19 protein-coding genes are annotated in these 24,172 nt (G+C 47.9%); 16 read left to right on the top strand and 3 right to left on the bottom strand.

Features of this window, described 5'->3' with window-relative positions; translation table 11 throughout:
* Positions 1-73 precede the first annotated feature (73 nt).
* From ACJMNB_RS06875 to ACJMNB_RS06800, 16 genes are all read left to right on the top strand, one after another.
* On the top strand, positions 74-1,627 hold the full coding sequence (locus tag ACJMNB_RS06875; RefSeq protein ID WP_405340467.1) for a M16 family metallopeptidase: 1,554 nt from the start codon (positions 74-76) through the stop codon (positions 1,625-1,627).
* Positions 1,627-2,664: a hypothetical protein gene (locus tag ACJMNB_RS06870; protein WP_405340464.1), complete on the top strand. Its 1,038-nt coding sequence runs from the start codon at positions 1,627-1,629 to the stop codon at positions 2,662-2,664. The genes ACJMNB_RS06875 and ACJMNB_RS06870 overlap by 1 nt, the downstream gene beginning before the upstream one ends.
* Entirely contained in the window at positions 2,661-3,314 is a 654-nt protein-coding gene (locus tag ACJMNB_RS06865; protein ID WP_405340461.1) for a TrmH family RNA methyltransferase, read from the top strand. The genes ACJMNB_RS06870 and ACJMNB_RS06865 overlap by 4 nt, the downstream gene beginning before the upstream one ends.
* Before the next feature lie 88 nt (positions 3,315-3,402).
* Positions 3,403-4,323, top strand: a complete 921-nt coding sequence (locus ACJMNB_RS06860) for an MlaD family protein (RefSeq protein ID WP_405340458.1) — start codon at positions 3,403-3,405, stop codon at positions 4,321-4,323.
* 8 nt (positions 4,324-4,331) lie between these two features.
* The gene (locus ACJMNB_RS06855; RefSeq protein ID WP_405340455.1) at positions 4,332-4,604 is read left to right on the top strand and encodes an HPr family phosphocarrier protein; all 273 of its coding nucleotides are present in this window, start codon (positions 4,332-4,334) and stop codon (positions 4,602-4,604) included.
* A complete protein-coding gene (ptsP, locus tag ACJMNB_RS06850) occupies positions 4,576-6,399 on the top strand; it encodes a phosphoenolpyruvate--protein phosphotransferase (protein ID WP_405340452.1) in 1,824 nt (607 codons plus the stop codon). Before ACJMNB_RS06855 ends, ptsP begins: the two co-directional genes overlap by 29 nt.
* Positions 6,400-6,416: 17 nt before the next feature.
* Complete coding sequence (locus ACJMNB_RS06845; RefSeq protein ID WP_405340449.1) at positions 6,417-8,747, top strand: transglycosylase SLT domain-containing protein; 2,331 nt, start codon at positions 6,417-6,419, stop codon at positions 8,745-8,747.
* A gap of 3 nt (positions 8,748-8,750) precedes the next feature.
* Entirely contained in the window at positions 8,751-9,593 is an 843-nt protein-coding gene (locus tag ACJMNB_RS06840) for an EamA family transporter (protein WP_405340446.1), read from the top strand.
* A 98-nt stretch (positions 9,594-9,691) separates the two neighbouring features.
* Positions 9,692-12,448 (top strand): CotH kinase family protein, encoded by a 2,757-nt coding sequence (locus ACJMNB_RS06835; protein ID WP_405340443.1) that lies wholly within the window; start codon positions 9,692-9,694, stop codon positions 12,446-12,448.
* 250 nt (positions 12,449-12,698) lie between these two features.
* Positions 12,699-14,069, top strand: coding sequence for a nucleotide sugar dehydrogenase (locus ACJMNB_RS06830; protein ID WP_405340440.1), 1,371 nt, complete (start codon positions 12,699-12,701; stop codon positions 14,067-14,069).
* A gap of 11 nt (positions 14,070-14,080) precedes the next feature.
* Positions 14,081-14,830, top strand: a complete 750-nt coding sequence (locus ACJMNB_RS06825; protein ID WP_405340437.1) for a WecB/TagA/CpsF family glycosyltransferase — start codon at positions 14,081-14,083, stop codon at positions 14,828-14,830.
* An 18-nt stretch (positions 14,831-14,848) separates the two neighbouring features.
* Positions 14,849-16,156, top strand: coding sequence for a hypothetical protein (locus ACJMNB_RS06820; RefSeq protein ID WP_405340434.1), 1,308 nt, complete (start codon positions 14,849-14,851; stop codon positions 16,154-16,156).
* The gene (locus ACJMNB_RS06815; RefSeq protein ID WP_405340431.1) at positions 16,153-17,070 is read left to right on the top strand and encodes a glycosyltransferase; all 918 of its coding nucleotides are present in this window, start codon (positions 16,153-16,155) and stop codon (positions 17,068-17,070) included. The genes ACJMNB_RS06820 and ACJMNB_RS06815 overlap by 4 nt, the downstream gene beginning before the upstream one ends.
* Positions 17,071-17,892, top strand: a complete 822-nt coding sequence (locus ACJMNB_RS06810) for a glycosyltransferase family 32 protein (RefSeq protein ID WP_405340428.1) — start codon at positions 17,071-17,073, stop codon at positions 17,890-17,892. It begins immediately after the preceding gene.
* 7 nt (positions 17,893-17,899) lie between these two features.
* Positions 17,900-19,096 (top strand): CDP-glycerol glycerophosphotransferase family protein, encoded by a 1,197-nt coding sequence (locus tag ACJMNB_RS06805; RefSeq protein ID WP_405340425.1) that lies wholly within the window; start codon positions 17,900-17,902, stop codon positions 19,094-19,096.
* Entirely contained in the window at positions 19,093-19,920 is an 828-nt protein-coding gene (locus ACJMNB_RS06800) for a glycosyltransferase family 2 protein (RefSeq protein ID WP_405340422.1), read from the top strand. Before ACJMNB_RS06805 ends, ACJMNB_RS06800 begins: the two co-directional genes overlap by 4 nt.
* A 35-nt stretch (positions 19,921-19,955) precedes the next feature.
* Here the strand turns inward: ACJMNB_RS06800 and ACJMNB_RS06795 are convergent, their stop codons facing one another.
* Genes ACJMNB_RS06795 through ACJMNB_RS06785 form a run of 3 tightly spaced genes read right to left on the bottom strand, consistent with a single transcriptional unit; the run spans position 19,956 to position 24,082 of the window.
* Positions 19,956-21,695: a glycosyltransferase family 2 protein gene (locus ACJMNB_RS06795; protein ID WP_405340419.1), complete on the bottom strand. Its 1,740-nt coding sequence runs from the start codon at positions 21,693-21,695 to the stop codon at positions 19,956-19,958.
* A 37-nt stretch (positions 21,696-21,732) separates the two neighbouring features.
* Positions 21,733-22,788, bottom strand: a complete 1,056-nt coding sequence (locus tag ACJMNB_RS06790) for an NAD/NADP octopine/nopaline dehydrogenase family protein (RefSeq protein WP_405340416.1) — start codon at positions 22,786-22,788, stop codon at positions 21,733-21,735.
* 13 nt (positions 22,789-22,801) lie between these two features.
* The gene (locus ACJMNB_RS06785) at positions 22,802-24,082 is read right to left on the bottom strand and encodes an acetyl-CoA carboxylase biotin carboxylase subunit family protein (protein ID WP_405340413.1); all 1,281 of its coding nucleotides are present in this window, start codon (positions 24,080-24,082) and stop codon (positions 22,802-22,804) included.
* Between the last annotated feature and the right edge of the window lie 90 nt (positions 24,083-24,172).

The raw sequence follows: 24,172 nt of genomic DNA, 5'->3' as shown, positions 1-24,172 counted from the left end.
AATTTAGAAAACAGGGGGAGATTCCCCGCTTTCGTAGGATTGACGGAAGAGGAATTTTCTAACTTATAGCTTGATGAAGTTTGATTTTAAAGTACTTTTTTCGACGGCCGTGTCTGCGCTCGCTTTGGTAGCCTGTTCCGGGTCGCCGGAACCGCAGACGGAACCTGTGCAGGAAACGTCCGCAGTTTCGTCCAGTTCCCAGGACTCTACGGCTGCCGTACCGGTGCAGGAACCGAAATCTGCACTGCCGGCCAGTTACAAGGATATCCAGTTCCCGGAATACAAGTATGTGGCTCCGTACCCGAAAGATTATCGGGTTGAAATTGCCCCGGGCATTTCGGGCTACATCGTCAGTGACCGCAGTCTTCCGTTGGTGAATTTCTCGGTATATTTCGAACAGCCCCGTACACCGCTGGCTCTTAAGGACGAGGCCGCCACCTCTATGATGGGTGGCCTGTTGCGCCGCGGTGGCGGCGGTGGAGTTTCTGCCAAGGCCTTGGACGATTCCCTGGAATTTATCAGTGCCGGAATTTCTTCTTCTGTAGGAACCTTTACGGCGTCCTTCGATATCGACTGCCTGTCCAAGGATTTCAATAACATGCTTGCCCTCTCGAAGCAGGTGCTGACGGCTCCCGCCTTCGACAAGGACCAGGTTGAAATTGTGCGGGCGAATTACTTGACTGCCTATGATCGCCGTTACGATACGCCGGCAAAGGTACTTTCGGCGCTCCGCTCCAAGGTGAATTACGCTCCGAATCCAAGACTTTGGGATGCCAATGCCGACGATTACAAGAAGGTGAAGGTGGCTGACCTGAAGCGCATGGCCCAGGGCGTGTATGCCAACGGCCGAATCGTATTTGCTCTTTCGGGCGATGTAGATAAGGATTCCGCGGTGGTGATGCTCAAGGAATTCTTTGAAAGCTGGAATGCTTCCGTTGCAAAGAACGTGAAGAAGGATGCCAAGAACCCGTTCCAGGAACCGACTCCGCTTACGTTCGTGAGAAAGCCTGGAATCTACGTGGTGGACAAGGATATTTCCCAGGCGAATATTTCCATGAACCAGCCCTTTGTGCGCAGACCCCATCCGGATTATTACCCGGCTGCGGTGGCGAACTTCATTTTGGGCGGTGGCAGCTTTACGAGCCGCTTGATGAACCGCGTGCGCAGTGACGAAGGCCTTGCTTACAGCGTGTATAGCTCGGTTGGTAACGATTACCGCGATACGGCCATGGTGACCATTGCCTTGCAGACCAAGGTGGAATCCGTGGAATTTGCCCTGAAGCTCATTCGCGAAGTGGTGAATGAATTTGCGGAACAGGGCCCCACCGAAGAGGAACTGTCCCAGGCTAAAAAGTCCCTGATCGAAAGCTTGCCGAGCCTGTTCGATAGCCCCGAATCCATCGCTTTGGTTTTTGCCAAGGGTGAATTGCTCGGTAAGACCGATGAACACTACCTGGATTACGTGAAAGAAATCAATGCGGTGACGGTCGACCAGGTAAAGGCCATGGTCAAGAAGTATTTTGACATGGACAAGATGACCACGTCTATCGTGGCCCCGGTTTCGAAACTGGAGTCCATCAAGCCTTTTACGGTGATTTCTCAGGATAGTCTGGAGTTTAGGGATTAATGAAGCTTTTATCGTGCATAGCGAAGACCTTGGTAATCGCCCTTTTCTGTGGGGCCTTTGCTTGGGCTGCTCCTGCGGAGTCGGCGACGGATACTGTTGCCCGCCATAAGTTGCTTAAGCAGCTGCAAAAAGAAGACGACTTGCGTTCGCTGTGTTCTGGCCTCAAAAAGTGTATGGATATCGACTTTCCGGGGTGTTCCGCTGGCGATAAACAGCCTTGGCCTAAAGTGAAGTACGATGATGAATATTGTAAGCCTTTCAAGGAACTTGCAAATCGTGGTTACAAGGCTGAACCCGGTACTCCCATGGTTCCCGAGGTTTATGCCAGGCTCGGTCGCCAGTACCGCGTGGAGTACATTTATGAGGGTACGCTCCCGCTGAACGAAAACGTCATTAAGTTCTTGTTCGACAACATGCCCTTTACGGCGCAACTGATTAACGCGTACCTCGACGAAAATTACCTCCTTGAATACACCCATCCGAACAGGCGGTTCTTTAACGGTAGCAATGGCCGCAGCCTTTCGGGCGAATTTTACTGGGCCCTGCAGGATAGCGCCGGCCAGAAACTCGGCATGCGCGATGTGTTCTTTGGATATGGACATGCCAAGATCTTGCGCTGGGCTCTCCATGGAACGGCTGTCGCCTATTTGGACATGGATCCTATCCCTGGCGGTCGTGTTAAGTACAAATTAACTGCTATCGTTTTCCCGGGAAATTCTGTGCTTAACAACATCATGCAAATGAAGGTGTTCAGGAGCGTGGTGAATACGAAGATTGAACAGATCGTGAACGATATCAAGAAGGCATCGGGTTCCTATTTTGATGGAAACAAGGAACCCATGCTGAAAAGTGCCCAGCTGAAGTCTGCTGAAAACGTCCAGTATGTTCTGGACTTCGAAGAAGTGGTAAACGGGGCTCACTGGGAACTCGGTGATTTTGAACGCCTGCAGAAAGCCCGCAAGCAAAAGCGGGAACAGGATATGCAGGCGGTGCCAATTATGGTAAAGGACCTTCAGGTTATTAAGGAAAAGAAATGACGAACGAAACTCTGGAATCCCTTTTGGAACGCGTGACGGAACGCCGTCGTGAACTTTTGACCTCTGTGGTGGATCGCCGCACAAGGCATTTCTGCATGGTGCTCGAAGATTTGTTCGACCCGCACAATATTTCTGCCGTGATTCGTACCGCCGAAGTGTTCGGGCTTCAAGATGTCCATATTATCGAAGAAGATAACGCCTATAGCGTGAACAAGTCCATTCTGAAGGGCTCTTACAAGTGGATGAGCCTGTACCTATACAAGAAGCGCATGCTCTGCATGGAAAAGCTCCGTGCCAAGGGTTACAAGATTGCCGTGGCCAGCACGAATACCACCAATTCTGTTCTGGATCTGGATTTGAGCCAGCCTACCGCCTTTTACCTGGGAAGTGAATTCCACGGGAACCACCCCGATACCCTTGCCCATGCCGACTATGAATTCAAGCTGCCCCAGTATGGCATTACCGAATCCATGAACGTGTCTGTGGCCGGTGGCGTTCTAATGACCTACTTGGACGTGTACATGCAAAAGGAAGGCCGCGAAAAGTTCTTGCTCCCCAAGGCAGAACGGGACGCCCTGCTTTTGGATTGGCTGGATCGCCACGTGAATGGCATCGAGAACAACAGCCCGATTACCCGCATAGACGAGTAGCTTTTGCTTTGGAAAATGGGTGATTTTCACCCATTTTCTGTATATGGTGGCCTTAGCGGCCTTTAAATAATGCTAGATTGGGAGTCAAATGAAAAAGTATTCGGCTCTTTATTTTTCAGTTGGCTTGGTGGTCATCCTTGCCCTGATTATTCTTGTTTTTGGAATATTCTTCTTAAATGAGAAGGACCCCCGCGAAACCTTTAATACCTATTACCTGCGCTTCACCCAGGTGAGCACCCTGGTGCTCGATGACCCCGTGAAGGTGAATGGCGTGAAACTCGGTAAGGTCGAGTCCATCGATTTGGCCGGCCACCGCGTGGTGGTGACCATCAGGCTCCGCACCGACGTGAAAATCCCGAAGGATTCCGAAATTCGCGTGCAGAACATCGGTATCATGGGTGAACGCCAGATTGGTGTGATTCTCGGGGATTCGACGAGCTACTTTACTCCGGGCGATACCATTACGGGCCAGTTCGATGCCGGTATTGCCGAAGCACTTGGTCTTGTGGGCGAGGTTTGCGACTCTACGAAGGTTTTGCTGGAGTCGGTTAAGCAGGCCTTGAACCAGACCATTGTGAACCCGGAGTTCCAGGAACGCTTCAAGACTTTGCTTGCGAAGGCCGAAAAGCTGGAAGACCGCGTGCTGGTGATGCTGAATACGGCTGACCCGCAGCTCCGGAAGAGCTTGGAAGGCTTGAACCAGGTGACCGTGAAGGTGAACGACTTGATTGATGGCGTAAAACCGCCGATCGACAACATGTTTGCGAATACCGAAAAGGTGATGGGCAACGCCGACAAATTGCTGGGTGAACTGGAATCGGTCACCAGCCATTTGGATGAGCTTGTGGTGAAGGTCCAGAAAAAGATCGAATCCAAAGACAATACGGTGGGTATTTTGCTGAACGATCGCACTTTGCATGACGACTTGGTCAAGACGGTTCATTCGGCGGATAGTCTGGTCCGCATTATTCTGCAAGATGGTCTAGACATCAACGTGGATATTTTCTGAGGAAAACAATGATCGAAAAAACATTGGTGGTAACAAACAAGTTGGGGATACACGCGAGACCCGCCGGCATGATTGTAGATATCACCGGTCAAGCCAAGAGCGATATATCCATTGTGTTCGAGGGCTCCAAGGCTAACGCCAAGAGCATCTTGAATGTGATGATGCTTGCCATTCCGGCAGGCTCCCAGGTCACGTTCGAAATTGATGGCGAAGACGAGGAACAGGTCGCTTCGCAGTTGGAAAGTCTCTTCAATGACCACTTCAACGAAGAACCCTGCTAAGAAAAAACCGGAACTGACCCGAACTGTTTTAAAGGGTGTTCCCGCCTCCCCGGGCTTTGCCATGGGGAGCGTTTTCCCGGTGACTAACCGGAAAATCTCGGTGGTGGAGGAGACTCTCCCCGAGAGTCGTCTTGCGGATGAGGAACAGCTTTTTTTGAAAGCGGTCCACAAGACGGTAAAGGAAGTTTCGCAGATCAAGGAAATTTCCGAAGGTCGCACAGGGATGAAGGACAGCCTCATCTTTGCGACTCATTTGATGATTTTGCAGGATCCCTCCCTGATAAACGGGACTCTCGATAAAATCCGCAAGGAACGCAAGAATGCCCGCTGGGCCCTTCATGTGGTTCTTGGGGCCTACATCGACAAGTTTGAACAGATTGATTCTCCGGCCATGCGCGACAAGGCGGCCGACTTGAGGGACGTGTACAACCGCTTGATGGCGGCCATGGAAGACTCCGGACCGGTGCTGGAGGATGTGGCTTCCGAAGATGGCGTAGTTCTAGTGGGTCACGAGCTTCTGCCGAGCTTGTTGATGTCTATCAAGCCCGGCCAGGTGGCGGGGCTTGCCATGGATACCGGTGGCCGTACGAGCCACGTGGCTATCTTGGCGCGATCGCTCCAGATACCCTTGGTGTCTGGCTTGAGAAATTTTGCTGCCCTCGTCAAAGTGGGCGATACGGTTATTATCGATGGTTCCAGCGGACAGGTTGTTATCAACCCGAACCAGGATGACGTCAAGGAATTTTACAGGCGTCAGGAAGTCTTTGAACGGCAGCGCCGCGAGCTGTTCACCATGCGCCAGCTGGAACCCATGACCCGAGACGGCAAGTACATTACCTTGCACGCCAACATCGAACTTCCGTCGGAATCGGAAAAGGTTACCGACTTTGGTGCAACGGGTATCGGTCTTTACCGTTCAGAATTTTTGTTCTTGCGTAACGAGGCTCCCTCGCAGGACGAACAGCGCGATGCCTACCGCTACATTCTTGAGACCATGTATCCTTGTCCGGTGACGATCCGTACCCTGGATGCCGGTGGCGACAAACTGGTGAGTGGCATTACGGCGGTGAACGAATCCAACCCGTTCATGGGATGGCGTTCTATTCGAGTTTGTCTGGACCGCGAAGATATTTTCTGTACGCAGCTGAAGGCCTTGCTGCTGGCAAATACCAAAGAGAACTTGCGCCTTCTGTTGCCCATGATTTCGGGCATGACGGAACTGCGTCGCGCCAAGGCATGCATTGTCAAGTGCCGTAAGGAATTGGAAGCGGCCGGCAAAAAAGTTCCGAAGGTCAAGATCGGCGTGATGATCGAAGTTCCTGCCGCAGTGATGATCGTGGATAAGCTTGCGAAGGAAGTGGATTTCTTTAGTATCGGTACGAACGACTTGGTGCAATTTACTCTTGCTGTGGACCGTACCAACGAATTGATTACGGATATGTTCCAGCCTCACCATCCGGCTGTGCTCAGCATGATATACCAGACGGTACAGGCGGCTCACCGCGAAGGAATTCCTGTGGCGGTTTGCGGCGAAATGAGTGCAGATCCTTTGAGCGTGTTGCTGCTGGTGGGCCTGGGTGTCGATGAACTTTCCATGACACCCTGGAGCGTGATGTCTACCAAGAAAATCATCCGTTCCATCAACTTCGAAGACGTTCGTGAATCGGCGCTGACGGTGTTGCAGATGGATGATGCCGAAAGTGTTAATACCTATATGCACAACAAGTATGCCCAGACAATTCGTGACTTGGGTATATCGAGCTTTGTGGGCCAGGTTGATAGCAGCAAGAAATAAAGAATCAAGAATAAGAAATGAGAAAATTAATTGTATTGGTGGTTGTGTTCTGCGCAGGGGTTTTTGCGCAGGTGAAGGATTCTGCTCAGCCTGGGCCTCTTCCGATGTTGGCTACGGACAGCTTGATTGCTTCGATGCCTTATACTCCTCCGAACCCTTACGAGGCTCTGGAACAGGTTCCGCCTTCGCAGTTTCAGGATGTGGTAGTGCGCTATGACCGCCTGAAGGCTTTAAGTGAAGATTCTTTGCAGCCGAAAAATGTGCGGGACTTTGCTCGCGCGGCCCAGTTCTTTTACAAGGAACAGTGGGATAGCGCTTACTTTGCCTACGATTCCTTGCGTGGACGCGATGCCCAGTTAGATGGTTCCGTGATTTTGCGAATGGCCAAGTGCCTGTTCAAGCTGCGCGATTACAAGAACATGCGCGTGGTGCTCGGACTGTACAAGAATTTGGACCAGGATGCTTCTTTTGACAGGGCTGCCTCGAGGCTTAGGATTGAGGCGGCCATGGCCGACTCTACCTTGAGTGACCGCGCCCATGCGGATTCCTTGAAGGTCTTTGTGGAAAAGTATCCGAAGTCTGACGACGCTGCCGCACTCCGTTACCGCTACGCCCAGTATCTGGAACAGTTCAAGCAGATGAAGGATGCCAAGCGCATATACCTGAAGCTCCTTACAAGTGCGTCGGTGTATAAGGATTCCGCTTTTGCTGCGATTCGCAGGCTCCGCAAGGTTCGTGGCGCTCCTGAAACCTTGGAAGAAAAGGTGGCTTACGCCAAGATGGCCTGCGCCAAGGACAATGCCAGCGAATGCTTGACGCTGCTGGATTCTATCAGGATTCTGGATTCAATGCTGGTGTCCCTTTCGCCGGAAGCGGCGCTCCCGCCGCCGGAGGATTCGTTGCAGAAAAAGCTTGCGCCCAGTTCCCTTGATATGGCAACCCGTATTACCTTATGGGAAAAGCGCGCCGTGACTCTGCGTACGCTCAAGCGTGATGAAGAATCTATTAAGCAGTTCAAGTTCCTGCTGGATTCCGTTGAGGCCCGCCCCTTGTGGATGCAGTCGATCTTGCGCCTATACCGCAACAATGCCGGCCGCTACGAAAAGGAAATCAGCAAGATGGATGCCTCCTTGCAAGATGCAAGCCAGTTCAGCAAGGAAAACGCCAACAACTTGTGGGTGAAGGGCTTTGAATACGAACAGAAGGAACAGTACGATAGTGCCATCGTCTGCTACAAGACTCTTTCGCACAAGCGTTTTAAGAACAATGTAAAACGCCAGTGGGCCAAGTTCCGTATCGGCTTTGTGTACTTCAAGCAGGAAAAATGGAACGAGGCTATTCCGGCGTTGATTGAGGCGACCAAGGAACCCTTCTTGTGGAGCGGTAGTGGCGCCCGCATGTTCTTGGGCGATGCCTACATGAAAGTTGGAAAGGATTCCCTGGCCCGCGAAGCTTACCTCGATTGTATTCGCGATTTCCCGCTGGCCTACTACGCTCACCGCAGCCGCATGAAGCTGGTGGAATATAAGTTGATGGACGAGAAGGATGTTCCTTATGCACACGGTGTGCGCATGGCTCCGGAGCAGACCCTTGCCTGGGTGCGTGCTTCCCAGAAGATGGGTAAGCCCGACACGACCTACAATCCGGAACGCTATAATCGCATCCGCACGCTGTTCCAGTACGGCTTTAGCGACCAGGCTTTCGCCCTTTATGACGAAGCCCGCAAGAAGAATGCGAAGCGCCTGGACTTCTTGTATGAATACGGCAAGCTCTTTTACGAGATGGGCGAAACCGCTGCCGGGTATCGTCTGGCTCGTCAGTTCCAGAACAACATCGATCGACGCCGCCTGATGGCGCCGCCCATCGACGTACTGCATTACCTGTTCCCCATTCCGTATATGGATCAGGTGAAGTATCATTCTGGCGACCGCATCGACCCCTTCTTTGTGTACAGCGTGATGCGCCAGGAATCCATCTTCAACTTCGAAATCATGTCGCCGGCAGGAGCTTGCGGACTTTTGCAGGTGATGCCAGCCACCGGCAAGATGCTTGCCGAAAAGGAAAGCATTCCTAATTTCGAACCCCGGCAATTGTTTAACGCCTACATGAACATTCGCCTGGGCATCCGTTACCTGGTGGACTTGAAGGCCGAATACAATGACAACTACATGTATGTGCTGGGCAACTACAATGCAGGCCCCAAGCCTACAAAACGCTGGCAGGCCGCCGGCGAAGGCAAGTCCTGGGATATCCGTGCCGAAGACATCAGCTACTGGGAAACCCGCGACTACGTAAAGCGCGTCATGGGTAACTACTGGATTTACCAGGAAATCTACGACGGTATTTAGCGGATGCTTTTTCTTCTGTTGACAATCGGTCCGGCCTTCCTTTTTGCCTGCGGTAACATTCTCGAAAAATCGGGAGTGTCTACGGTGGGCAAGCGCACTGGCGGTACCTCCAGACCTTGGGAATTCTTTAAGGGCGTTATCACCAATAAGTTCTGGTGGCTGGGGATTTGCTGCTCGGGACTTGCAACGCTTGGTTATTACATTGCCATGGCCCGCTATGATTTGAGCCAGGTGCAGCCCATGATGGTCTTGAATCCGGTGCTTACGGCCCTGATGGGTTTTTGCATTCTGAAAGAGGCTTTGACCAAGCGCATCGTGATTGCCATTTGCTTTGTGGTGGCGGGTCTTTTGTACTCCGTCGAAAACCTGGGTGAATCTACGGCGGTGCAGAACATAGGCATGCTTTGGGCCTATGCAGGCGGACTTTCTGCGGTGACGCTGCTTGCCCACTTGTGGGTCAAGGACCGCGAAATGGTGGACTCCCTGATTATGGGCGTGGGCTTTGGACTTTCTGCGGCGTTCTACAAGAGCCTTGCCATGGATTTCGACTTGGACCATATTGAAATTTCTTCGGTGGCGAACCTTTTGATGGATTTCAGAACCCTCGGCTATATCGCCACTTACAGTATCGCGTTCCTGTATTCCCAGGTGTCTTTCTCCCGTGGCCGCGCCCTGTTCATTATCCCCTTTAGCGCAGCCGTGGGTGCTGCGGTGCCGACTCTTGCCGGAGCCTTGGTGTTTTCCGAAGCGTTCCCCGTGGGCAAGGCTATATCGGTGGCGCTGGTGCTGATAGGCGCCTGTCTTTTCATTGTGCGCCGCCCTCGCCGTAAAAAAGTTCAGAATTAAAAGCGAAAAATTCGAATTAATAATATATATTACCCTTGATGTGTAGGGATGTTTTGACATTTCGCGGAGTTTGTGCGACTCTGTTTGTTGTCTTGTCGTTGGCAGGTGTTTTAGCCTGTTCCGATTCGGATAGCAGCTCTACAACGGTAGAAGAAATCTGTCATGAAAAGGGCTGCTCTAAAAAGGATTCTTCGCAAGCGGATACCCTAAAGACTTTCCCGTATGTCGGGGGCCCTGTGATGTTTACCGAGGTGGATCCTCTCAATATTGAATACGAAGACCACGAAGGTGACGATGCTGGCTGGGTGGAAATTTACAACACCTCTGCCGATACGGTGGATTTGTCGGGAATGTATTTGACGGATTTGTTGACGGATCCTTTCAAGTGGAAATTCGGAAAAGTGAAGATTGCTCCGAATTCATTTCTAATCGTGTTTATGTCGGGCAAGAATTATCCTGATTATGTATTGCCCCATGATTCGCTCAATATGGTAGGTTCCGGTTGCTGGACTTGGACGGATTCGCAAAGTGATCCGCCGGGATATAGTTATGCGGACCCGTTGCCCGGTCAGAAAAAGAATTGCTTTAGGGAAAACGGAGAAATGCGCTTTGGCGCTGTGATGCAATTTGGCGAGAACGAAGAACTCGGCTGGTCTTCGATTGCGGTGTTCGTGGGAACCGGAAACAGCGACCCCAGCGATGTTCTCGATATTTCGGCTACAAACGAAATCTTGATGCAGGCCTACATTACGAAAGATCGCAAGGTTTCTTTTAGGCTCACGCAGCCTAATGTCGATGACTGGAAAGGCTATGAGATTGTCTTTACGGGGACAGGTGATTCTTCGACGGTATATCGCGCTAGGATTCCGACGGGGACGACTTTCCCGGACCTTAAGAACATTTACGGCACCCGAATGAGTCCGGAAGCGAATGAATCCCAAGAGGTTGCCGTCAAGGTGTTCAGCTATGTCGCCCGTAACCGAGGCCATGAGCCCCATGCCTCATTCAAGCTGAACAAGTCCGGTGGCTGTTTGTACTTGATGAATGCCGATACCGCCATTGTGGATTCCGTGAAGTATCCGGAAATGCCTGTGGGAAAAACCTGGAATTTTGGAACTCGAACCGATGGCAAGTTGGGTTTTGGCTTCGCGGATGCGACGCCCAATGGACTCACATCTGTAACCGTGATGGGAGAGAGGGCGCCCGCCCTCGATACTTTGGTTGAACTCCCTCCCTCGGGCTTTTATAGTTCGCCTTTTACTGTAGTGTTCCCGGAAAATGCAGTGGTGCGGTGTGAAATGGGTGGCAAGGAACCTACCCTAGGAAGCCCTGAAGTGACTGCGCTACAAGTCAATTCTACTACAACAGTCCGGTGTGCATCTTTTGTGGCAGGGGCCTTTGTGGGTGAAGAAACGGCTCGCACCTATGTGTTTGAGGAGGCGCCTGGCGTACCGGCTGTGTTCCTAACGGCAGATCCGAATTCGCTCTTTGATCCTGATTCGGGAATCTATATGGAAGGAAATTTTGCGCAAAGCACCGAACCCCATTATGGGGCGAATTATTGGTTAGATAAGGAAATTCCTGTGCTTGTCGAATTGACGGAACCGGGGGCTGATTCTCCGGCATTTGCCAAGCGTGCCGGTCTCAAAATTTTTGGAAATTACAGCCGCCAGAACGCAAAGAAATCGGTGGCGATTACGTTCCGCGAGAAGTATGGCGATAGCCGCTTAAAATACGCCTTGTTTCCTGAATTTCCGGAATTGAACAAGTTCAAGGTGTTTTTACTCCGCAACAATGGTAGCAATTTTGGAAATGACTATATTCGGGACAGGCTTGCAAGTTCGGTGAGTGAAGGCCTGGGAGTTGATTACCAGCGCGGGCGATTTGCGGTGGTGTATTACAATGGCGAATATTTTGGCATCCATAGCATCCGCGAGCGTTCTACGGAATACTACTTTGAAACGCATTATGGCTTGGACCCTGAAGAAGTAGATTTGCTTAAGGCGGACAATTCGGTATCGGCGGGCACTGCGGTGGATTACGAGGCGTTGATGGGGTGGATTGAAAACCATTCTCTCGAATCCGATGAAAACTATGCTTATGTAGAATCGCAAATTGACGTGGACAATTTCATTAATTACGTGCATACGGAAATATTTGCGAATAACCGGGATTGGCCTGGCAACAACCTGAAAAAGTGGCGCGGTACGAATCCAAAAACTAGATGGAAGTGGTTCTTGTACGATCTTGATTTCGGATACGGAAATAGCTATAGCGAGTATACGAATAATATTTTCGAATTTGCAGCTGCCGAAGATGGGGAACCTTGGCCCAATGGTCCCGAGTACACTCTTTTGCTTCGTCGTCTGCTTGAAAACGATCATTTCAGGGCGTCGTTTATTAATCGAATGGCGGTGTTGCTAAAAATGAATTTTGAAAGTTCTCGAGTGCTGGGGAAAATCAACAAAATGATGGCCGAAATAGAATCGGAAATTCCTCGGGACCAAAAACGCTGGGGATTAAGTGCTTCGCGAATGAGTAGGGAATTGAATGCAATCGAGACCTTCGCAAAGGAACGTCCCAATGTTGTTTTCGGCGAATTGCAGGAATTCTTTGGCCTAGGCAAAGGTGTACCTGTAACTCTGTCGGTGAAAGGTCCGGGAGCAATTTATGTTCATGGTCTTGAACTGGATGCGAACCCCATGACCGTCAATTTCTTTGAGGGGTACCCTGTGACGGTGACGGCTGTACCGACTGCCGGTGGCCTTTGGGCTGGCTGGAGCGACGGCGTGATGGAACAGACCCGTTTTGTGAATCCGGGCGAAACGGAGCGTTTGACCGCCATTTTCAAGTGAGTTTCTTTAATTCAAATTTACGTTAAGTTTTGCGGTCTGTGTGAGCAACAAACACCTCGTATTAACGAGGTGTGGTTGCGAGAGCAAAGCCTAATCACAATTTTAATTTACATTGAGGCTTTGCGGTCTGTATAGCGAACGCCCCGTGAACGGAAAGTTATTCCATATATGTTACGGAAGAGCATATAAGCCCTTTCTTTAGTTATAATCTAGGTCAGAAATTCGGTATTTTGCTAAATTTGGGCACACTATGAGTTACAATACCAAGATTCTTTGCATTGGCGCGGGCTACGTCGGTGGCCCCACTATGACCGTTATTGCCGACAAGTGCCCTGATGTGAAAGTGACCGTGGTTGATATTAACCAGGCCAGAATTGATGCTTGGAATAGTGACAATCTCCCGATTTTTGAGCCCGGTCTGGACGACGTGGTGAAGCGTGCCCGTGGTCGCAACCTCTTCTTTAGCACGGACATTCCGGCTGCTATCAAGGAAGCCGACATTATCTTTGTTTCCGTGAATACCCCGACCAAGACCTTTGGCCACGGTGCCGGCAAGGCTTCTGACCTCCAGTACTGGGAAAAGACCGCCCGCAATATCTTGGAAATCGCCGACGAAGGCAAGATTATCGTGGAAAAGTCCACGCTTCCGGTGCGTACCGCTGCCGCTATGGAACGAATCCTGAATTCTAATGACAAGGGCCTGCACTTCGAAGTGCTTTCTAACCCGGAATTCCTGGCCGAAGGTACCGCCATTAACGACCTTTTTGAACCGGATCGCGTGCTTATCGGTTCCCATCAGACGGAATCGGGCCTTGCCGCCTGCCAGAAGCTGGTGGACGTGTATGCCCATTGGGTGCCCCGCGACCGCATCTTGACGACGAACCTTTGGAGTTCCGAACTCACCAAGCTTACCGCGAACGCCTTCTTGGCCCAGCGAATCAGCTCTATTAACTCGATTAGCGCCCTTTGCGAAAAGACCGGCGCCGACGTAGATGAAGTCGCCTACGTCATGGGCAAGGACCGCCGTATTGGCCCCAAGTTCCTCAAGGCCTCTATTGGCTTTGGCGGCTCCTGCTTCAAGAAAGATATTTTGAACCTCGTGTACCTGTGTGGCTACTATGGACTGCCTGAAGTGGCCGCTTACTGGGAATCGGTGGTGAAAATCAATGAATGGCAGACTCACCGTGTGGTGGATCGCATGCTCGAAACCATGTTCAACACAATTGCAAGCAAGAAAATCGCCGTGTTCGGTTTTGCCTTCAAGGCCAATACCGGTGACACTCGCGAAAGCCCTGCAAACCTTGTTGTGCGTGACTTGCTTGCCGAACATGCACTGCCGGTCGTTACCGATCCGAAGGCTATTCCTGATGCCAAGCGTGATTTGAAGGACGTGCTTGACCAGGTTCAGTTCGAGGAGGATCCGTACAAGGCCGCCGAAGGCGCTCACGCCGTGGTGGTTTGTACCGAATGGAAGTGCTTTGCTGAACTGGATTGGAACCGTATTTACAAGGGCATGGCCAAGCCTGCCTTTGTATTCGACGGCCGCAATATCCTGGATGCAGACGCTCTCAAGAAGATCGGTTTCGAAGTGTCAAGCATTGGCAAGGGGAAAGCGGAGTAATTTTTTTCGCAATGTCAAAAGTTCGTTTTTTAAATGTGTCTGTAGATAACCTCACGATGAGTGAGGCTATTTCTGCTGCGGACGATTTAATCAGACAGAAGAAGTGTGCTTTTGTTGCGACGCCGAATGTAGACCATTTGGTCTTGTTGGAGAAGAACAGTGGGTTGCGCGATGCCTATGAAAAGGCAGACCTTGTTTTGGCAGACGGTATGCCCATTGTTTGGTTCTCCAAATTTTATGGGGGCAAGATAAAGGAGAAAATCTCGGGTTCCGATTTTTTGCCGGAACTTTGCGGAATGGCCGCTAAAAAAGGCTATAGGATTTTTTTCCTAGGCGCCAATGAAGGCGTTGCGCGTAAGGCTGCACGGAATTTGGAAAAGAAGTATCCGAAACTGCGTGTGGTGGGTTGCTATTCGCCTGCAGTGGGATTTGAAAACAATCCTGCCCAGATGGCCGAAGTCGATCGCCGCTTGGCTTTGACCGAACCGGATATTCTGGCTGTTGCCCTTGGTTGCCCAAAGCAGGAAATCTTGATTTCGCAAAACAAGGACCGGTGGCACATTCCGCTGAGTCTTGGGATTGGTGCTAGTCTTGACTTTGTTGCGGGCCGTAAGAAAAGAGCTCCTCAATGGATGTCGAATTGTGGTCTTGAATGGTTCTACCGTATGTGGCAGGAACCTGGCCGAATGTTCAAGAGATACGTTCTGAGGGATTGGCGCTTTCTTATGTTGCTGTGGAAGTATAGAAAGCAGAGAAAGTAATTTCCAAGGGGAAAACTTTTGGAAAGGTTGTTTACCAACGTCATTAAACACTACTATTGGTTTCTTGTTGCCATTGCAGCAAGTTTGATGTTTGGTATTAGAGACGTTTCCTCGCTGTTAATTCTTGTGACAATTGCTGCAGCTGCAATTAGTCTTCCGACAATAAGTTGGAAGACTTTTGATGCGGTAGTCTTTGTTTATTTGTTTTATGGTCTTTGTTCGTATTTTTTTGTAGAGTATACTTATTCTTTGCGCGTTTATTATCTTGGTGTTCGCTCTGAAATAATTCCGTTGTTGTTTTATTTTATAGCACGCGGAAAGTTGTTTAAGTCTGATGAATTCTTCGAAAACTTTCGTGCGCCGCTTTTTTTTGCGATGGCGTGTGGAGTATATCTTTATTTTTTTCAACCCTATTTTTATGTAACATACAAGGCGAATGTCATTTGGAATAATTTTGATGCTGATGTGAATGGCTTGTCGGGTAAGCTGTTGTATGAATTTACCCGTTTGTCTTCATTCTGGCCTCATTCCTATTTTATAGGTTATTCGTCGCTGTTCCTGTTCATGTATTCCGCAAAAAAAATTGTGATTGACGAATGCTACAAGAAATTTGACTTGGCTTGTTTTGCGTTGAGCTTTTTCTGTTTATTCTTTGCGCAACAGCGAGTGTCGATTGCTTTCTGTGTATTGTTCTTTGTCTCGCTGACCTTGTACGCAACTATTAAACGTTTGCCGTCTCGAAGATTACTGTATTCGCTTTGGATTTCTGCAATTGTATTCGGCTCGGGAATTTTTTTGATTGTGATGAATTACATGGATGTTGATTTTGTAGAGTATGTTTTGAATCGTTCGGTTAATTACGAAGGCAATATGGTTGGCGACCGCATCGCCTTGTTTGATAAATTTATTGAACGGTTGTCTGTTTTTGGAAGTGGTCTGGGGCGTTTTGGGCATGGTGCGATGGAAGAAGGGTATTTGGGCATTCCTGATAGTGATTATGTTCGAGTTCCGGCGGAATTAGGCTTTGTTGGCTTGTCTATGCTGATGGGGATATGTGCCTATACGCTATATTGCGGAGTTCGTGTTTTCAAGTATGCCTTTTTTGAAGTTTGTACTTTGTGTTTTTGCCTTGTTGCAATGATTGGCGCGGCGGTGTGGGAGTTGGGAACTCTTCAACCGTTCCTTTATTGGTTCTGCATTGGCCATATTCAGAGCAAGTTTGATCGTCGTGATGAGTTGGAAGCCGAATACGAAGCCTATTTTGAAAAAATGCGTAAGCAAAACGATGGCGAAGAAGTGGAGGAAAAAGAGGAGGACGAAGAGTGAGTTCCTCTGTAGATGTCTCGGTCATTATCGTTAGCTTTAATACCTGCGATTTGCTCAGAAATTGCCTCCGTTCTGTTTTTGAAAAAACATCGGAAGTTTCTTTTGAAGTAATCGTTTCGGATAACGGATCTATGGATGGTTCCGTAGAAATGGTCCGAAATGAATTCCCGCAGGTGATACTTGTTGAAAACAAGGCAAACTTGGGCTTTGGTACGGCGAATAATCGTGGTCTAGATATTGCCAAGGGTGAATTTGTTTTTTATTTGAATAGCGATACCCTTTTGTTGAACAACGCTATTAAGGATTTTTACGATTACTGGAAATCGCACGAAGATGAGAATCTTGGTGCTTTAGGTTGTAACTTGGTTGATGCCGAAGGCGCTCTCACGGAATCTCATGGGAATTTCCCTGAAACAAAGATTCTGCTCAAGAAAATGGTGCGCCATCTTTTGGCTTTCTATGTTAAGTGCGTACTGAAGCTATTAGGTAGTGATATTTCTGGAATTCGCCCGATTCCTGTATACAAGTATTTTGTGGGTGATGTGGATTATGTTGTGGGCGCAGATTTGTTCGTGAAGAATTCTCCTTACGCAAGGTTTGACGAAAACTTCTTTTTGTACTTTGAAGAAACGGATATGCAATTGCGCATGATGCGTGATGGCTTGCGACGAACTTTAATTGAAGGTCCTGCAATTTCGCACTTGATTCGCGGTGGCAAGAAAAAGATGGACGATGTACTTCGTTATGGATCTTTTTCGATTATTCAAGCAGAAATTTCGAGAGTCCGTTATACAAAAAAGAATTTGTCTGCGTTTGCAGCATCTATGCTTAAGGCGATGATTCTTTTGCATTGGCTTTCTCCATATATTTTTAAGAATACCCGTAAATTTTTCAAGCAGATGTGGAGTGTGTAAGTGATTCCCAAGAAGATTCATTTCTTATGGATGTCTGATACGAAAGACGAGGCTGTAGAACGCTGTCTTGCGTCTTGGTGCCAACATTTGTCTGGGTACGAAATTATTGAATGGAACAAGAACGATTTTCCGTACGAAGAATTCCTGTTTGCTCGTGAGGCGTGTTCCAAAAAGAAATGGGCTTTTGTTACGGATTATTTCCGTTTGTGGGTGCTTGAAAAATATGGTGGAATATATTTGGATGCCGATGTAACTGTTAACGGGAATTTTGACAAGTTCCTGAACGACAAGCTCTTTATTGGAACGGAATTTACTGACCAAATTGCTGCCCATGCTATTGGGGCGGAACCCCACCATCCGTTTATCAAGAAATGTTTGGAATATTATAAAGACCGTCATTTTATTTTGCCTGATGGCAGTTGTGATTTGAATGCAATGCCTTGTATTATTACAAAGGTCTTTATGGACATGTATGGCTACAAGGGTGCGCTAGTGAACTTTGATGGCAAACCGCTTGAATTTTCTGATATGAAAATCTATCCGGATTCCTATTTTACGATAAACACGTTTGACGGACATAACGTTTGTATCCATAATGGATTGGGTAGTTGGAGAGATGTCGCGTCGGAAAACCCAATTCTTGAAAAAGTGGTTGGTTCCTATTTTTGGAAAAAATTTTGCCGCAAAGACATTCTTTCTTTTGGAACGCTCAAAAAATGGGTGTACTTGTTGTTACCGGTATGGGTTCTTGTCTTGTGGTCAAAAAGCTGCGCAAAAATCAAGAACAATAAACGTGTAAAACGTATTAATCTGGAACATTAATTTAAAGATGAAGTTCTTGAAGATTTTTGAATGGCGTAAGTTTTCGTTGCCCATGATGGGCGTTCTCTTCCGTATTTTGAAGTTGATTACGTTCCGTGACAGGAATCTTTGGGCTTTTGGTTGCTGGATTGGAAAAAAATATGATGATAACGCCAAGTTCTTGTTTGAATACGTGAACAAGAACCATTCGAACATTCGTTGCGTTTGGCTTACTCGCAACAAGAATGTTGTGGCTCAGGTACGTCAATTGGGTTACGAGGCTTACCTTAGTTCTTCGTTCAAGGGCGTGATGATGTCTCTTCGCTGCGGTGTTGCCATTATGACAAACGGCTTGGATGATTTTGGCGCGATTCCTTTGGTGGGTGGCGCAAAAATCGTGGCATTATGGCATGGTGTTGGCGGATTCAAGAAAATCTATAATGAAAATTATTCCGGCCTCAAGTTGAATGTAAAGAGAACTGTGGATGCGGTTTTCAACTGGGTTGGCCGCGACATATCTTTAGGAACGTCGGAATATACCGCTGAACGAGTGATGGAACAGTTTGATGTCAAGCGAGACTCGATTGTAATTACCGGACAGCCGCGTAATGACCTGTTCCGCGAAAAAATGGAACGTTCGTCATTGGTTTCGAATGTGGATTTTGATTCGTATTCGAAGGTTGTTCTTTACATGCCGACTTATCGCGTAAGCCCGAATACTCATCGGGACACCGTCAAGGATATTTTGCAGGAACTTTCTTCTAGCAAAAAGTTTCAGAATTTCCTGGAAAAAGAAAATATCCTATTCTTGGTCAAATTGCATCCGTTGACTCAGTTCGCGATGGATTCGGATAATCAACATTTTCAAGTGCTTGGCGATAAGCAGGTTCGGTCTGTACAGCATTTATTGATGGCGGCAGATTGTTTGGTGACAGATTATTCTAGCTGCAGTGTTGACTATGCCTTGCTGAACAGGCCGATTGTGTTCTACGTTCCTGATGAGACTGATTACTTGTCGTATTCGTCATTGAACGATGCCTATGAACGCGTTGTCACGGACAAGGCGATGAATGTCGATGGTTTAATTGAAAAGATTTCTGCAGGGGATATCGCTTCGACAAAGCAGCTGAATGACTTGTTCGAAGATGCTTCTATTGTTGGTACCTGTTACAGCGAAAATATGTATCGCGCTATATGTAACCAGTGCAATTTGGAGGTGGTATGATTTCGATTGTTCTCCCGTCTTTCAATAGAGCGCGTATTCTTCCTAAGGCTGTTGAAAGTATTCTGCGCCAAACATACCAAGATTTTGAACTGATTATTGTTGACGATGGGTCTTCTGACAACACGCGAGAAGTGGTAAAAAGTTTTAACGATGACAGAATTGTCTATGTGCATCAAGAGAATGCTGGCGCATGCGTTGCTCGTAACAATGGAATTGATCATGCCCGTGGAGAATATATTGCTTTTCAGGATAGCGATGATATTTGGCATGAAGACAAACTTGAAAAGCAACTGAAGATTCTGCAAGATAAAAATGCAGACATTGTATTTTGCAGAATGAATAGAATGTCTGACGGAAAAAAGATAGGCCTCGTTTCGGATTGCTATAAAGAAGGCTTTTTGTCGAAAGATGTGATGCCGATGTCCATCGGTACGCAAACGCTTGTTGGCAAAAGCTTTGTTTTTAAGCAAGAAAAATTTGACCCTGAAATGCCGAGGTTCCAGGAATTTGAATTGCTTGTGCGTGCGCAAAAGAATTATTCCATTTATTGTATGGAAGAACCCCTAGTGGATTATCACTTGCAGAGTGATTCTATTTCTGTAAAACCAGCTTCCATTGAAAAAGCTTGGAAGTTGATGCTGAAAAAGCATTCCGATTTTTTCAAGGTTTACAATACATCCCGAGAACGTGTTGCGAGAGATATTCAGCTGAATGCCAAGTCGGTATCGGCTTTTTCTCAGCGGATGCGTCTTGCTCTGTTTTCGCTTGCAATTAGCAAGTCTCCCAAGACGATTGCTCGTTTTGTCAAGTGGTTCATGGTGTGATGATATCTAATAAAGAGTCTGTGTAAAGGATCGCACTACAGATTGATATTGAAGTGCGAGGCGCATGCTTGGATATATTGGTCGTTTTTGTTTTCTTTTAAGTTCGTTTTGAAGAGCGCAGACTCTTTTACCTGCTTGTCGAAAATAGTTGTCGGATGGCATTGTTTGTTTGGTACCCATACGACAGGCGTCCCTTGGACGGTTTCCATGTATTTTAACCAAATATCGTCGGCATTTAGGCAAATTTCTTTAATGCTGGTCGTGTTGAAATATTGGATGGCCTTGTCAAATATGTGTGGTGGGTAAAGTACTCCGCCAACACCGATTGCGATGAGGTCCATGGACGGCTGGAGTACGCTTTTACATTCTATTTCCCAATGTTGGTAAGAAACGGCTTTGTTGTTTGCGTCTCTTGTAATTCGGTGCACACGTCTTGCTGAAATGCAATTCGGATGTTGCAAATAGCTCTTGTATAACGAATCAAGCCAATCATTCGGATAAATAACGTCATCATCAGCGGTGACGACAATGGAATCCTTGAATTCTTGGATGGCGTAAAAGTATTTCTTGTGGGGCTTTAGGTCTTCGCAATTGTTTCTGATTTCTAGCCCATAGCTTTGCAGCTTTAATAGCGACTTTGGAAGAGAATCGATTTGGATGTCTTTGGAAAGATATAGAACGACTTTAGATGCAGACAGTTTCTGATTCAATAAGCTTTTGATGCAAATGTCAAGAGTCTTGAATCTGGCTGGGTAGCTGGTCAAAGAGACAATGATGGATTTGTCTGCGTTGCTAGACTTCTTTCCTTCGAAAAAGAAGTGCCTTGTAGCCCATGTGAGAATCTTTGGCTTGATGCATTCAAGGTATAAGTGTTTTTTTCTTTGTTTGATCCAATTTTTGATAAATAGTATTGGGAAACGAGTAATCGTTTTTAAAAGTAATTTTCGTTCGTTTGCTTTGTCGCCTTTTTTTCTTGCGGCAATTCGTCCTTGCTGAAAGTCGTAGAACAGAATTTTATCGCGAGCTTTACGAACAGCTTTGGATGGCTTGTAAAATTTGTTAATTCCGTTGTTGAATTCTTCGCTTGTGTATGCCCATCGGATTCTGTTGTTTTCGGTTACTCCGGATCCGCGACGATACACGGATGATATGACTGGATTGTAATGAATCTTGCCCTTGCTCGATAAGAACGCCCACTGACTTGTGTCAAATCTTGGTGCGTCTTGTTCGAGGTATTCTAGCAGATGGGCGCGATGGAATAGAACGGAAGCTGTTGGGAAACGGCGCTTGATAAGAAGTTCGTCTAAAGAAATGTCTCGCTCAGGCTCGTTTGAAAAAGGTTGTACGACGCCTGTTTCGGTAAAAAGTACAGTTCCGTTTTCTGCTGATAGGGAATATTCGGGGTGAGATTCTAGAAAGTCAACCTGTCTTTGTAATTTGTGTGGGTCTGTCCAGTAGTCGTCGCCTTCGCACATGGCAATGTATTTGCCTGTCAGCATGGATGTTACGATTTGCGTAAACCTAGTGTCGGGTTTGGACCACAGATTTTCGGTCTCGTATACGGCCTTGATAACTTTAGGGTATTTGGCCTCGTATTTTCGGATAATGTCTGCTGTTTTGTCGGGACTAGCGTCGTCATGTATGCAAATCTCAAAGGGAAAATTTGTTTCTTGGATAAGGAATCCCTCGATGCAATCGGCGACATATTGTTCCTGATTGTATACCGTGCAACGGATAGAAACAAGTGGGGCTGCATTAGCGGGCCACTTAGACATGATTTCTTCTTGAGATCGTAATATCATGATGTGTGAATTATTGTATGTAATCCTTCACGTCGGAAATTTCGTAGCTCATCATTCGATAATCGGTCGACTTCAGAGCAGAGGCTATCGTAATCAATGCCGATGCGATAGGTGTTGAAATTCCCTTTTCGGCGGCAAGCTTTTCGAGCATGCACAATTCCATCGGGACGTCTTCGTAAATGTAACGGGTGTCCAAGCTGGCCGGGCCCTTGGGGCCACCGGTAGCGGCGTAGTTCTTGAACACTTGCAGACTGTCGATAGAGAGGTCTTCTTCGTTACGCCACTTGCAGGCGTCCAGGTAATTGATGGCGTTCTTTCCACCGTAGGCGCGAATCACCTGTTTCTTTTCGTCATCCAGCTGTTCGACCAAGTTCCAAATGGCCGGCGAGAACGATTCGCGGTACATCCAGAATTCGCCCTTGGAATATTCGATTCTGCTTGCCGACATGATGGTGCCGATGGTGTGGACAACCATGTTGGGGTTGTGCAAAGTCGATTCAACAATGTTTGTTCTCAGGTACTTGTGCGTGCCGAACAAAGAGGTAACGACAGGCAGGTACTTTTCGTCTTCTTTATGGAGGAACGATACGGCGTTGCGGACGTTCTTGAAAAGGATTTCGACTTTACCCGGGGCAATGATGCGAGCGTCGTACGGAGTCGATTCGCCTTCGACATAAATGATGTGCTTGCCCTTGGTGTGATTTGCGAACTGAGTCGAGCCCATGTTGCCAGGAATCAAGAATACGATCTGGCCTTCTTTCAGATACGGGCTGATTTTTTTGGCGAGTTCGCGGTGCTGCAGGCTCTGGGTCAAAATCATGACCGCTTCGGCGCCTTCCAAGCCCTTTTCAATGTCACGGGTGATCATGTTGGGCTTGAGAGAAAATTCCCTGTTGTTGTCTGTGGTATCCAGACAGCTGATTTCGCCAGTTTTTAAAAGTTGCTCGAAGTTGTCGTCATGCAGACTATGCGAAGTCTTGATCAGATTGACCTGGTGGCCGTTCTGCATCAACTTAATCGACTGTGCACAGCCGGAATTGCCCGCTCCAATAACCGCTACTTTCATTTGTCCTTTCCTCTTATTTAAACAATTCTTCAGGGTTCAGTTTTTCCATCAACAGGGATTCACCTTGTTCGTTGAATACATCGTATTCCTTATTGATGTAGTTGACGAGTCTTTCGACTTCGCTCCTGTTGTCCGCAACAATCTCGGCAACCATGATAGGTCTATCGACAGTTCTGTCTTTGCCATAGTGATAGCCGACGTCATGATATTTCTGAATTTCGATACATTCCGGAAGGGCTTCGACCTTGTCCATGCCGACAATCTTGGCGACCGTCTGATCGCTGCCCTTCAGCAGATAGTTGCAATCCAAGGCAAACTTCTTGTACTTTGCAGATTCTTCACTGATGGTTCCGATGTCTTCGACCATCTTGCCGGTCAATGCGAAACGGATAATCATGTCCATCGCGTTGTAACCCAGGCAGGCTTGTTCATGGTTGAAGTACGAACCTCCGAGGCGGCAGCCCATTTCGAAGAACTTGATGTCTTTCCCGTTGAAATAGCCTTGCATGAACAGTACGCCGTCAGTAAAGCCTTCTTTTTTGAACATGTTGATGACAGTCGGATTGACCTTTTCGAGGTAGAAGTCGACGGCCTTAGAGGGAGACATGCTGATGGTAGAATAGTTGATGGCGGAACCTCTGTCCGAAGCCATGAATCGGTCGAAAATGGACAGCAGTCTGAATTCGCCGCCAACGGCGATGTAGTCCAAAAGGAATTCTCTTCCGCTAATGTAATCTTCGATGATTGCGTTCTTGCTGGCGGAATAGCTGATGGCGTCTTCGAATCGTTCCTTCAGTTCTTTTTCGTTGTAGCATACGCCGGCTCCACGGGAACCGCTGCCGTCGAGAGGCTTAACGAATACGGGGTAGGTAATCTTCTGAAGTGTGGCGTCGTCAATCTTGTTCCCGGTCAGGTATGTCTGAGGAACGGGTACGCCATACTTGTTGCAGGTTTCCTTAAAATCGACCTTGTTGGTGGACATGCTCAGCATTTTATCGGTAATGTAGCAGGGCAGTCCGAGTCGCTTGCAGACGTCCATGTACGGCTTGAGCAAAATGTCAACAAAACCGGTAATGACACCGTCTACTTTTTCTTTTTTGCAAAAATCAACCAGGGCGTCGACATCGAGTGCGTTGATTAAAACTGGCATGTCCGCGACTTTCTTTGCCGGAGAATCGGGGAGGTAGTCGGCGACGATGGTGTAAATGCCAGCTGCCTTTGCATAGCGAACAATATCACATTCTGTAGTAGTAGCACCAATGATGAGAAGTTTCTTTCCCTTGAGATCGTTCATAGTCTTGTAGTCTTAAATGGAGTGTTTTAATGCTTAAATTTAAATATACTTTTTTTCCTGAGGGGGAATTCATTTGCGGGCTATAGACGC

The organism is Fibrobacter sp., assembly GCF_045131395.1.
Classification (GTDB): Bacteria; Fibrobacterota; Fibrobacteria; order Fibrobacterales; family Fibrobacteraceae; genus Fibrobacter.
This window is presented reverse-complemented; position numbering and strand designations above follow the sequence as displayed.